10 protein-coding genes are annotated in these 12,148 nt (G+C 69.3%); 7 read left to right on the top strand and 3 right to left on the bottom strand.

From position 1 onward, the window contains the following. Positions 1-10: 10 nt before the first annotated feature. The gene (locus DAT37_RS06990; protein ID WP_232839555.1) at positions 11-532 is read left to right on the top strand and encodes a GNAT family N-acetyltransferase; all 522 of its coding nucleotides are present in this window, start codon (positions 11-13) and stop codon (positions 530-532) included. Here the strand turns inward: DAT37_RS06990 and DAT37_RS06985 are convergent, their stop codons facing one another. Both DAT37_RS06985 and DAT37_RS06980 read right to left on the bottom strand, forming a co-directional pair. Beyond that, on the bottom strand, positions 533-2,116 hold the full coding sequence (locus tag DAT37_RS06985; protein ID WP_109523992.1) for a glycerol-3-phosphate dehydrogenase/oxidase: 1,584 nt from the start codon (positions 2,114-2,116) through the stop codon (positions 533-535). Between the two features lie 40 nt (positions 2,117-2,156). After that, the gene (locus DAT37_RS06980; protein ID WP_109523991.1) at positions 2,157-2,771 is read right to left on the bottom strand and encodes a TetR/AcrR family transcriptional regulator; all 615 of its coding nucleotides are present in this window, start codon (positions 2,769-2,771) and stop codon (positions 2,157-2,159) included. Positions 2,772-2,858: 87 nt separating this feature from the next. Here DAT37_RS06980 and DAT37_RS06975 point away from each other — a divergent pair, with 87 nt between their 5' ends. Beyond that, positions 2,859-4,511 (top strand): FAD-binding oxidoreductase, encoded by a 1,653-nt coding sequence (locus tag DAT37_RS06975; protein WP_109523846.1) that lies wholly within the window; start codon positions 2,859-2,861, stop codon positions 4,509-4,511. Continuing rightward, a complete protein-coding gene (locus DAT37_RS06970; RefSeq protein WP_109523845.1) occupies positions 4,508-5,473 on the top strand; it encodes a YegS/Rv2252/BmrU family lipid kinase in 966 nt (321 codons plus the stop codon). Before DAT37_RS06975 ends, DAT37_RS06970 begins: the two co-directional genes overlap by 4 nt. 12 nt (positions 5,474-5,485) lie before the next feature. Here the strand turns inward: DAT37_RS06970 and DAT37_RS06965 are convergent, their stop codons facing one another. Further along, the gene (locus DAT37_RS06965; RefSeq protein ID WP_232839554.1) at positions 5,486-6,175 is read right to left on the bottom strand and encodes a hypothetical protein; all 690 of its coding nucleotides are present in this window, start codon (positions 6,173-6,175) and stop codon (positions 5,486-5,488) included. Between the two features lie 528 nt (positions 6,176-6,703). Between DAT37_RS06965 and DAT37_RS06960 the strand changes: the two genes are divergently transcribed. From DAT37_RS06960 to ndk, 4 genes are all read left to right on the top strand, one after another. Continuing rightward, complete coding sequence (locus tag DAT37_RS06960; protein WP_109523844.1) at positions 6,704-9,385, top strand: valine--tRNA ligase; 2,682 nt, start codon at positions 6,704-6,706, stop codon at positions 9,383-9,385. 68 nt (positions 9,386-9,453) lie between these two features. Further along, positions 9,454-10,839 (top strand): bifunctional tetrahydrofolate synthase/dihydrofolate synthase, encoded by a 1,386-nt coding sequence (gene folC, locus DAT37_RS06955; protein WP_408637376.1) that lies wholly within the window; start codon positions 9,454-9,456, stop codon positions 10,837-10,839. After that, a complete protein-coding gene (locus tag DAT37_RS06950; protein ID WP_198654128.1) occupies positions 10,836-11,288 on the top strand; it encodes a DUF4233 domain-containing protein in 453 nt (150 codons plus the stop codon). The genes folC and DAT37_RS06950 overlap by 4 nt, the downstream gene beginning before the upstream one ends. 57 nt (positions 11,289-11,345) lie before the next feature. Then, on the top strand, positions 11,346-11,762 hold the full coding sequence (ndk, locus tag DAT37_RS06945) for a nucleoside-diphosphate kinase (protein ID WP_109523843.1): 417 nt from the start codon (positions 11,346-11,348) through the stop codon (positions 11,760-11,762). Positions 11,763-12,148 lie beyond the last annotated feature (386 nt).

The raw sequence follows: 12,148 nt of genomic DNA, 5'->3' as shown, positions 1-12,148 counted from the left end.
TACTTCCCGCATGCAGATGATTCGACCGGCCACCGAGGCCGATCTGCCCGCCTTGCAGGAGATCGAGCGCGCCGCCGGGCAGCCGTTCGCGACCATCGGGATGACGGCGGTCGCCGACGACGACCCGCCCACCCTGGAACGCCTGCGTGAATTCCTCGACGCCGGGCGCGCGTGGGTCTGGGCCGACGATGCCGATCTGCCGATCGGCTACCTCGTCTTGGGCATCGTCGACGGCAACGCCCACATCGAACAGGTCTCGGTCCACCCCGACCACGCGGGAAAGCGCATCGGCAAACAGCTGATCGAATCCGCCGCGCGCTGGGCAAAGGCGCAGGGGATGCGCGCCATCACCCTGACCACCTTCACCGAAGTGCCGTGGAACGGTCCGTACTACGAGCGCCTCGGTTTCCACTACATCCCGGTGTCGGCCGAAGCCCCCGAGATGCGGGCGGTCAGGGCCGCCGAGGCCGAACACGGGCTGGAACGCTGGCCGCGCACCGCGATGCTCGCCGAATTGACCAACTGGAGCTGATCACCCGGAATGGGCGGCGAAAGCCGCCTCGGCCGCGGCGAGTGCAGCGTCTCTGTCGCTCGCGATCAGGCCGATGCGGGTGCGGCGGTCGAGCAGATCGGCGACGTCGAGCGCGCCCTCGTGGCTGATTCCGAACGCGAATTCGGCTGCACTGACATCGATTCCGGGCGCGACCGGTTCACCGAGCGACGGATTGTCCGCGATGGCGGCCAGAATGGTCGTCGCCTCGCCGCCGTAGCGCTCGATCAGCGTCGGCGGGGCGTCGACGCGGTCACGCGCGGCTCCGGAGACCGCGCCGATCAGGGGTAGACGCGCCGTTCGGCACGGCTCGGCGATCAATCCGGCCGCGTCGACGGCCGCGTCCACGACGTCCTCGGCCATTCTGCGGTAGGTGGTGAGTTTGCCGCCGACGATCGTGATCACCCCGGTGGGCGAGGTCAGTACCGCGTGTTCGCGGGAGATGTCGGAGGTACTGCCGTCGCCGGTCTTCAACAGTGGCCGCAGGCCCGCGTAGCTGCCACGAATATCGTTGCGGCTCAATGGCTCTCGCAATACCGTGTTGACGGTGTCGAGCAGGAAGTCGATCTCGGACTCGGTCGGGCGCGGCTCGTCGGGGACCGGGCCCGGCGCGTCCTCGTCGGTCAGGCCGAGGTACACCCGGCCGTGCGCCGCGGGGAAGGCGAAGACGAATCGGCTGGTACTGCCGGGCACCGGGACCGTGAGCGAGGCGCAGAGACCGCCGAACGCGGCGGCGTCGAACACCAGGTGGGTGCCGCGCGAGGGCCGCAATTCGATACTCGGATCGACCTGGTCGGCCCAAACGCCGGTGGCGTTCACCACGGCGCGGGCCCGGACCAGCAGGGTTTCGCCGGTGAGCGTGTCGCGCAGGGTGGCCGAATCGCCTTTCACGTCGAGGGCTTCGACGCGGGTGAGGATTGTCGCGCCCCGGCTCGCGGCGGTGCGGGCGAGCGCGACCACGAGTCTGGCGTCGTCGACGAGTTGGCCGTCCCATGCCTGGAGGCCGCCGCGCAGACCGGCGCGGCGCACGGTGGGGGCCAGCCGCAAGGTCTCGGCGGCGGCGACCCGGCGTGATCGCGGCAGGATCGCCGCCGGGGTGCCCGCGCCGCGACGCAGGACGTCGCCCGCGAGGAAACCGGTCCGGATCAGCGCCTGGCTCGCGCGTCCCAGGCCGGGCAGCAGCGGCACGATCTGGGGCAGCGGACGCACCAGATGCGGTGCGGTGGAACCGATCAGGATCGCTCGCTCCACCGCGCTCTCGTGCGCGATGCCGACGTGACCGCCCGCGAGATAGCGCAATCCGCCGTGCACGAGTTTGGAACTCCAGCGACTCGTGCCGAACGCGAGATCGTGCCGCTCGACCAGTACGGTCCGCAGTCCGCGCGCGGCGGCGTCGAGCGTCGCGCCCACACCGGTGACCCCGCCGCCGATGACGAGCAGATCGATATCGGCGTCGTCGCCGAGCCGCCGCAGCTCGCGGGCTCGCCGGTCGGCGTTCAGCGCGGAATTCCCAGGGGCCGAATTCCCCCGGGTCCGAGCCTTGTCGGTCGTCGGCTTCGCGGTCATCGCCATTCCCTTCCGGTGCAGGTCATCGGTGGTGTCGCCGTCATCGACGGCGGGTGGTTTCCGGGCGCAGATAGCCTTCGATCGCGTGGCCCAGTTCGGCGTCGAGTTCGGGGCCGGGCAGTAGAGTCGCGACGGTCGCGGCCGACTGGACCGCGGACTGGGTGATCAGCAGCAGCATGGTGGCCAGCCGGGTCGGATCGCCCGCGCGGATCGAGCCGTCGGACTGTCCCTCGCCGATCACCGCGGCGAACAATTCGACCAGGGTGCGCTGATTGCGTCCGAGCCGCCCGAACACGTAGGTGAGCATGAGATCGGTGTCGGTGCGGAAGATCTTGCCGAACAGCGGATTCGACCGGATCGCCGCCGCGCCCGCGACGATGCCACGCACCAGTCGGGCGCGGGCCGCTCCGCCCGATGGCATGGTCTCGGCGATGATCGCGCGCAGCTCACGGACCAGGAGTTCGGCCACCAGTGAACCGGTATCGGGCCACCGCCGGTAGACGGTGGGCCTGCTCACCCCGGCGCGCCGGGCCACCTCGGTCAGGGTGGTCCTGCGGACGCCGAATTCCTCGACGCAGGCGCGCGCCGCGTCGAATATCGCGAGATCGACGGCGGAGAGCGGGGTTTCGTTCTCGGCCGCGTCGGGGGTTGGCATGTTCACCGCCGGATATCGGCGGCACCTCGGTGCCGCGTGTACGTGTCGAATCATTACTGCTTGACGTTCTATGTCAAACTGTAACGCATGGTCGAGACGAAGCGCACCGGCGCGGATTCGGTTCCCGTGGCAAACCAGGGTGCGGCGCCGCCGTCAGCGAGTATGGTGTGGGACGCCTGGGGAATTCAGGCCGGACATCAGCCACTTCCGGCGCAGATCCGCGGCCTGCTCTCGCAGGTTTTCGGGGTGTCCGGCGACCCGGTGGCGCGCCGCGATGAGGGCGACGTGCCGCTCCGCGAGTCGGTGCTCACACCGGCGCAACGAGACGGGCTGGTCGCGGTGGTCGGTGCGGGCAATGTGTCGACCGATCACCGCGACCGCCTCTTGCACGCGGGCGGTAAGAGCACCCCCGACCTGCTGCGACGCCGCGCCCACGGTCCCCAGGACGCTCCCGACGCCATCGTCGCGCCCGCCGATCACGAGCAGGTGGTCGCGGTGCTCGCCTATTGCGCCGAACAGGCCGTCGCTGTGGTGCCCTTCGGCGGCGGGACCAGCGTGGTGGGTGGCGTCGACCCGGTGCGCGGCCGTTTCGACACCGTGATCGCACTCGACCTACGACGCCTGGACTCGATCGCCCACGTCGATCCCGTCAGTGGCACCGCAACCCTGGGAGCCGGGCTCACCGGCCCGCGAACGGAGGAATTGCTCGCCGCGCAAGGGCTTTCGCTCGGGCATTTCCCGCAGAGTTTCGAATTCGCCACCATCGGCGGCTTCGCGGCCACCCGCTCGTCCGGGCAGGCATCGGCGGGGTACGGACGCTTCGACGACATGGTGCAGCGGCTGACGGTCGCCACGCCGAGCGGCACCCTGGTACTGGGCCGAGCGCCCGCCTCCGCCGCGGGCCCCGACCTCCGTGAACTGTTCCTCGGTTCCGAAGGGGTGCTCGGCGTCATCACCGAGGTCACCGTGCGGGTGCATCCCCGACCCGAGACCGTCGGATATCAGGCCTGGTCGTTCCCGGATTTCGCGACCGGGGCCGCCGCCCTGCGCGCCGTGGTGCAGGCTGGCGCGGCGCCGACGGTGCTGCGCCTGTCCGACGAGGCCGAGACCGGCCTGAACCTGGCCCGATCCGGCGATATCGGCGGCGACGCGGTTTCGGGATGTCTGGCGGTCACCACCTACGAGGGCACCGCCGCGCACGTGGCGGCGCGGCAGGCCGAGGCTGAGGCGCTGCTCAGCGCGGCGGGTGGCACCGCGCTCGGAGAGACCCCGGCGCGGCAGTGGGAGCACGGTCGCTTCGCCGCCCCCTACACGCGCGACGCGCTGCTGGACCTCGCGGTGCTGTGCGAGACGCTCGAGACCGCGACCACGTGGTCCAACCTGGCCGACCTGAAGGCGAAAGTGACGGCGGCGCTGACGGATTCGCTGACCGCGCAGGGCACGCCGCCGCTGGTGATGTGCCATATCTCGCATACCTACCCGACCGGCGCCTCGCTGTACTTCACGATCGTCGCCGCGCAGACCGACGATCCGATCGCGCAGTGGGCGGTCGCCAAGCGGGCGGTCGGTGACGCGATCGTGGCGGGCGGGGGCACCATCACCCACCACCACGCGGTCGGCACCGATCACCGGCCGTGGATGTCCGACGAGATCGGCGAACTCGGTGTCCGGGTGCTGCGCGCGGTGAAACGGGAATTGGACCCCGCGGGCATCCTCAATCCTGGGAAGCTGATCCGATGACGGAGGTCTATTCGGAGTCGCCACGTGCCCTGCGCCGCGCCCTGGTCGTGACCAATCGGCTTTCCGGACTGGGCAAAGGGCACGACACCGCCACCGCCGCCGTGGCCAGGCTCGCCGAACGCGGCGTCGAGATCACCGAGATCCGTGCCCCGTCGGCCGCCGAATCCGTACGCCTGGTACGTGATTCGCTGACCGACCCGGCCGGAGCCCCGGACGCGGTGATCTGCGTCGGCGGTGACGGACTGGTCTGTGTGATCCTGGAGGCCATCGCCGAGACCGGGGTGCCGCTCGGCCTGATACCGAGCGGCACCGGCAACGATCTGGCCCGTGCGCTCGGGGTGCCGACCGATGATCCGGTGGCCGCGGCGGATCTGGTTCTCGCGGGCCGGACCAGGGTGGTCGACCTGGGACGTATCGAGTCGACGGGGATCGCGCCGATGTGGTTCGCCACGGTCACCGGTACCGGTTTCGACGCCCGGGTCACGTTGCGCGCCAACGAGATGCGCTGGCCGAAGGGGCCGTCCCGCTACAGTTTCGCCGCCCTCGCCGAACTCGCGGGCGGACTCGCGGTGCCGTATCGGATCGAACTGTCCGGTGTCGCGCCGGGTGCGTTGGACAATCCGGCGGGCGACACCGTCCTCGAGACCGAGGCCGTCATGGTCGCGGTCGGCAACTCCAGGACCTACGGCGGCGGCATGCTGATCTGCCCGGACGCCGAGATGGACGACGGGTTGCTCGACCTGACCGTGGTCGGCAAGGTGTCGCGGCTGGAGATGCTCAAACTGCTGCCCGCGCTGTCGGCGGGTAAGCGGATCGACCACCCGGCCACCAAGCGGTACCGGGTCGCGCAGGTCACGCTGTCCGCGCCGTCGGCCCCCGCGACCGCCGACGGTGAACCGGCGGGAATGCTGCCCGCGACCCTGCGCGCGGTTCCCGGCGCGCTCACCGTCCTGGTCCGGTGAGCACGGGTCGGCTCATCCGCCGAAAGTGATGCGCCGGATGGCGTTCACGGCCGACCGGTCGACGACCACCACCGACGCGGACCGCACCGCGTCGGGGTCCATGGCCGTCACGGAATCGATCAGACGCTGCCAGCGACGTACGTGCAGGCGGAAGGACACCCCGTTCACCCTCCGCCCGCGTGCGCGCTGACCGGCCATGGCGTCGAGCGGCGGCACATCGACCATCACCAGGTGCAGTTCGCGCTCGAACCCGACCGTCCAGCGACGGATCATCGCGCGCGCCCAGCCGAAGGTGGCGCAGTCGTGGATCACCACGGGGCCCGGCGCGTCACGCAGGGCGGCCCTGATGCCCGCGTAGTGCGCGACGTGCACGACGGGTCGCCACAGCGGGTAGGGCAGCCAGCCGAGCTTGCGCCGCCAGCGATTTCGCGCGTGATGCGAATCCAGGACGAGCGCGCCGCCCGGCCCGTGCGGCGCCGTCTCGGCCTCGGCGGTGGCCCCGAAGAACAGGCGCAGCGCCGTACTCTTGCCCGCCCCCGGCACACCCGCGAAGACCAGCGCGGCGGCGTTCGGGTAGCGCAGTTCCTCGACCGGGTCGCCACGCAGATCGTGGACCGAATCCGGAGCGAGGATCCGCGCGGGCGCGACGGGCAGTCGCGGTTCCGGAGAATAGGCGGGCATGGCGTCAAGCGGGGGGCTCATATTTCCCAGGGTCACCGGTCCCTTCCGATTCGGCAACAGGGAAACCCCTGAATTATCGGGATGATTCGGACACGCAGGCCGCGTGCCGAACTCGGCGGGTGCGCGCACGCCCGTCGCGGATTCGGCGAGCGCGCACCCGGATCCGACCGCGGGGGTACCGAGCGGATCGGATCGGCTCCGGCGGACAGGGCCCGCGCTACCAGGTCGGACCGTCCCCCGGCTCGCGGATCCGGCGTCGAATGTGGCCGAAATCGCACCACGGCCGACATGCCCGCCGTGGCGAACCGGATCGACGCTGATCGGGCGGCCGGCTCGACCGTCGCGCAACCGATGGGCCATGGTGGGCGTCGGTATTGTGAGATTCACCAGAAGCTGAGAATTGCTTGTGGATTCGATGCTTACATCTCTATCGCCGGTAAGCTCAGGGGTGTAGGCGGAGTCTTCGGTGTCCCTCATCCACCGAAGACTCCGCCTAACCCGTGCGAGGGCCTTTTATGAGCTCAGGACCACGGCAACTAGAATGCCGGGGTGACCAGCGCAGCCCCTGACAACTCGCGTAATCGTGCCGATGCCCTCCCCAAGAGCTGGAACCCCGGCGAGGTGGAGGCCGAGATGTACGAGCGCTGGGTAGCCGCGGGGTACTTCGTCGCCGATCCGGGCAGCGCCAAGCCCGGGTATTCCATCGTGCTCCCGCCGCCGAACGTCACCGGCAGTCTGCACATGGGCCACGCCCTCGACCACACACTGATGGACACCCTGTCCCGCCGCAAGCGCATGCAGGGTTACGAGGTGCTGTGGCTGCCGGGTATGGACCACGCCGGAATCGCCACCCAGACCATCGTCGAGAAACAGCTCGCCGTGGACGGGAAGACGAAAGAGGATTTCGGCCGCGAACTGTTCATCGACAAGGTCTGGGACTGGAAGCGCGAATCCGGCGGACAGATCCAGTGGCAGATGCGCGCGCTCGGCGACGGCGTCGACTGGAGCCGCGACCGGTTCACCATGGACGACGGACTGTCGCGCGCGGTGCAGACGATCTTCAAGCGTCTCTACGACGCGGGCCTGATCTATCGCGCCGAGCGGCTGGTCAACTGGTCGCCCGAACTGAGGACCGCGATCTCCGATATCGAGGTGAAGTTCGAGGACGTCGAGGGTGAACTCGTCTCCCTGCGCTACGGCTCGCTCGACGACGCCGAACCGCACGTGATCGTGGCGACCACCCGGGTGGAGACCATGCTCGGCGACACCGCGGTCGCGGTGCACCCGGAGGACCCCCGATACAAGGCCCTGATCGGCACCACCATCGAACATCCGATCACCGGTCGGCAGATCCCGATCATCGGCGACGATTACGTCGACCCGGAATTCGGCACCGGCGCGGTGAAGATCACCCCCGCCCACGATCCGAACGACTTCGAGATGGGGCTGCGGCACAACCTGCCGATGCCGAGCATCATGGACGAGAGCGGCCGAATTGTCGACACCGGAACCAGATTCGACGGCATGGACCGCTTCGAGGCCAGGGTCGCGGTGCGTGAGGAACTCGCCGGACTCGGCCGCGTGGCCGCGGAGAAGCGGCCCTACCTGCACAGCGTCGGTCATTCCGAGCGCAGCGGCGAGCCGATCGAGCCGCGCCTTTCCATGCAGTGGTGGGTCAAGGTCGAATCGCTGGCCAAGGCGGCGGGTGACGCGGTGCGCAACGGCGACACCGTGATCCACCCGCCGAGCCAGGAACCGCGCTGGTTCGACTGGGTCGACAACATGCACGACTGGACCATCTCGCGCCAGCTGTGGTGGGGTCACCGCATCCCGATCTGGTACGGCCCCGAGGGCGAAGTGATGTGCGTCGGGCCGGACGAGACCGCGCCCGAGGGCTGGGTGCAGGACCCGGACGTGCTCGACACCTGGTTCTCCTCGGGTCTGTGGCCGTTCTCCACCATGGGCTGGCCCGCCAACAGCGCCGAGCTGGAGAAGTTCTATCCGACAAGCGTTCTCGTCACCGGTTACGACATCCTGTTCTTCTGGGTGGCCAGGATGATGATGTTCGGGACGTTCGTCTCCGAGGATTCCGCGATCACCGCGGGCAAACCCGCCGACGCGGTGCAGGTGCCGTTCCGCGACGTGTTCCTGCACGGGCTGATCCGGGACGAGCACGGCAAGAAGATGTCCAAGTCGCGCGGCAACGGCATCGACCCGCTCGACTGGATCCGGTCCTTCGGCGCGGACGCCCTGCGCTTCACCCTGGCCCGTGGCGCACAGCCCGGCGGTGACCTCTCGGTCGGCGAATCGCACGCGCTCGCCTCGCGCAACTTCGTGACGAAACTGTTCAACGCGACCAAATTCGCGCTGATGAACGGCGCGCGCCCCGGCGATCTGCCCGAGCGTGCCACCCTGACCGACGCCGACCGGTGGATCCTCGACCGGTTCGAGGAAGTGCTCGCCGAGGTGGACTCGGCCTTCGACTCCTACGAGTTCGGCAAGGCGTGCGAGGCGCTGTTCCACTTCGCCTGGGACGAATTGTGCGACTGGTACCTGGAACTCGCGAAGGTCCAGTTCGCGGCGGGCGACGCGCGCGCCGAATCGACCAGCGTGGTGCTCGGCACGGTGCTCGACTCGGTGCTGCGCCTGCTGCATCCGGTGATCCCGTTCGTCACCGAATCGCTCTGGCAGGCGCTGACCGGCGGCGAATCCATCGTGATCGCGGCGTGGCCGCAGCCCTCCGGGGTGCCCGCCGACACGGTCGCCGCCCAGCGCGTCGCCGACGCGCAGGAGTTGATCACCGAGGTCCGCCGGTTCCGCAGCGATCAGGGTCTGGCCGACAAACAGAAGGTGCGCGCCAGGCTGACCGGTCTCGACGAGGCCGGACTCACCGAACTGCGCGAGGCGGTCACCTCCCTGGCACGGCTGACCGACCTGGAGGACGACCAGGAGACGAGCGCCTCGGTCGAGGTCAGGCTCAGCCGGACCACCGTGGTGGTCGGACTCAACACCGAGGGCGCGGTCGACCTGGAGGCCGAGCGCCGTCGCCTGGAGAAGGATCTCGCCGCCGCGGAGAAGGAACTGGCGGGCACCGACGCCAAACTCGGCAACGAGGCGTTCCTGGCCAAGGCACCGGAACCGGTGGTCGACAAGATCCGATCCCGCCGCGACGTCGCCTCCGCCGAGGTGGCCCGTATCGGAGCGAGGCTCGCGGAATTGGCCTCGAAGTGAACAACGAGCCGGAGCGCCGGTACCACGACGACAACGGGTCGACCTGGCTCGGCACCGGCCCGTCTCCGGTGGATCTCGCCGAAATGGCGCTGGTCGAGGCCGAACTCGACAAACGCTGGCCGGAGACCAAGATCGAGCCGTCGCTGGCCAGGATCGCGGCGCTGATGGATCTGCTCGGCTCCCCGCAGCAGAACTATCCGTCGATCCATATCGCGGGCACCAACGGCAAGACCTCGGTGACCAGGATGATCGACGCGCTGCTCACCGCGCTGCACCGGCGCACCGGCCGGATCACCAGCCCGCATCTGCAATTGGCGACCGAGCGGATCAGTATCGACAACCATCCGATCACCCCGGCCGCCTACGTCGAGACCTATCGCGAACTCCAGCCCTACGTCGAGTTGATCGACCGGCAGTCCGCCGAGGCCGACGGTCCGGCCATGAGCAAATTCGAAGTGCTGACCGCGATGGGCTTCGCGGCGTTCGCGGAGGCCCCGGTCGACGTCGCGATCGTGGAGACCGGCCTCGGCGGGACCTGGGACGCGACCAATGTGGTCGACGGCCAGGTCGCGGTGATCACACCGATCGGGCTCGACCACACCGACTTCCTCGGCAACGATCTCGCTACCATCGCGGGGGAGAAGGCCGGGATCATCAAACGCGCGCCGGAGAGCCTGGTACCGCGCGACACGGTCGCGGTGATCGCCCAGCAGGAGCCGGAGGCGATGGACGTGCTGCTGCGCCGCGCCGTCGAGGTCGATGCCGCGGTCGCCCGCGAGGGCGCGGAATTCCGGGTACTGGCCCGGCGGATCGCGGTGGGCGGTCAGCAGATCGAATTGCAGGGGCTGGGCGGGGTCTACGACGAGATCTTCCTGCCGCTGCACGGTGAGCACCAGGCCCGCAACGCCGCGCTCGCGCTGGCCGCAGTGGAGGCGTTCTTCGGGGCTGGCGCGTCCCGTCAGCTCGATATCGAGGCGGTGCGCGCCGGTTTCGCGAATGTGGCGAGTCCGGGCCGGATGGAACGGATGCGCAGCGCCCCGACCATCTTCATCGACGCGGCCCACAATCCGGCGGGCGCGCGCGCCCTGGCCGCCACGCTGACCTCGGAATTCGACTTCCGCAAACTGGTCGGCGTCGTCGGTGTGCTCGCGGACAAGGACGCGGCGGGCATTCTGGAGGCACTGGAACCGGTCTTCGACGAGATCGTGGTCACCGACAACGGGTCCCCCCGCGCGATGGATGTCGACAGCCTGGCCAATCTCGCGGTCCAGCGCTTCGGTGACGAGCGCGTGGTGACCGCCGAAACCCTCCCGGACGCGGTCGAGACCGCGATCGCCATCGCCGAAGAGGTCGGCGAGGCGGGCGAGATGGTCTCCGGCGCGGGCGTGGTGGTGACCGGATCGGTGGTCACCGCCGGTGCGGCCCGCGCCCTGTTCGGAAAGGACCCGATATGAGTCCAGCAGGCGGCGAATCCGGCGCGACCGGCGAGCCCGAGGGCGATGACGGCGCGCCACCGGTCGCGCCGCCGACCACCGATCCGTGGAAGGGTTTCCGCGGTGTGATGGCGGGAACCCTGGTGCTGGAGGCCATCGTGGTGCTGCTGGCGCTGCCGGTGGTCGCCGACGTCGGTGGCGGCGTCACCTGGGCTTCGGGTGTCTACATCGTCGTGCTCGCGGTGCTGATGTTCCTCGGGGCCGGATTGCAGGGCAGACCGTGGGCGCTCGCCTACGATCTCGGGTTGCAGGTGCTGCTCATCGCCGGTGCGATCTTCCACCTGTCCATCGGTGTCATCGGGATCGTGTTCGCCGTCGTCTGGGGTTTCATCCTGGTCCTGCGCCACGATGTGAAGCGCCGGATGGAGGCGGGACTGCTGCCGAGTCAGCGCGTCCGCCCGCCGGGCTAGCGGCCGGGGAGTGCGCTGGTTCGGTACACCGTACGGTCGCCGGTTAGGCTGTGCGCCGTGACTGAGCAGACGTTGGTACTCATCAAGCCGGACGGCGTGGCCCGTGGCCTGGTCGGCGAGGTGCTGGCCCGAATCGAGCGCAAGGGCCTCAAGATCGCCGCCCTCGAGCTGAAGCAGGTATCCGAGGAGTTGGCGGGGGCGCACTACGCCGAGCATGCCGAGAAGCCGTTCTTCGGTTCCTTGATCGAGTTCATCACCTCCGGTCCGGTCGTCGCGGCCGTCCTCGAAGGCCCCCGCGCGATCGCGGCGTTCCGTCAGATCGCGGGCGGCACCGATCCGGTCGAGAAGGCCGTCCCCGGCAGCATCCGCGGGGACTTCGGCCTCGAAACGCAGTACAACCTGGTCCACGGCTCCGATTCGCCGGAATCCGCCAAGCGCGAGATCACCCTCTGGTTCCCGCAGTTCCCGGTCTGATCCACCGCCCGTCCCCCGATCCCGGCCACCGCTGAACGCGCCGGAGAAGACGGGGTCATCGCCCTTCCCGCCCCGCCACCGGACCGAGTACGGGCGGGGTTGTCCCGGACGCAGTCGTGCGCCGATGGCAAACCGTCTGCGCACGATGTGGGATACTGGAAGCGGTTACCAACGGTTCCGACTGTTCGCGCAGGTACGCGGACTATCGGTGACCGAGGCAACCGGATGACACCGCGGTTTCGATGCCGATCATCGCTGCTACGGATATCCACACCTGCTCGAGTGGTGCGGCTGTTCGCGTCGGCACGCTGGATGAACGCTCGATCCGCGGAGTTCAGCCAAGCCAGGCGCCGCGTGACCAGTCAGCCCGACAGACGAGAAATATG

The organism is Nocardia aurea (assembly GCF_003123685.1).
GTDB lineage: Bacteria > Actinomycetota > Actinomycetes > Mycobacteriales > Mycobacteriaceae > Nocardia > Nocardia aurea.
The sequence above is the reverse complement of the archived record's forward strand: the minus strand, read 5'-3'. Positions and strand labels throughout refer to the sequence as shown.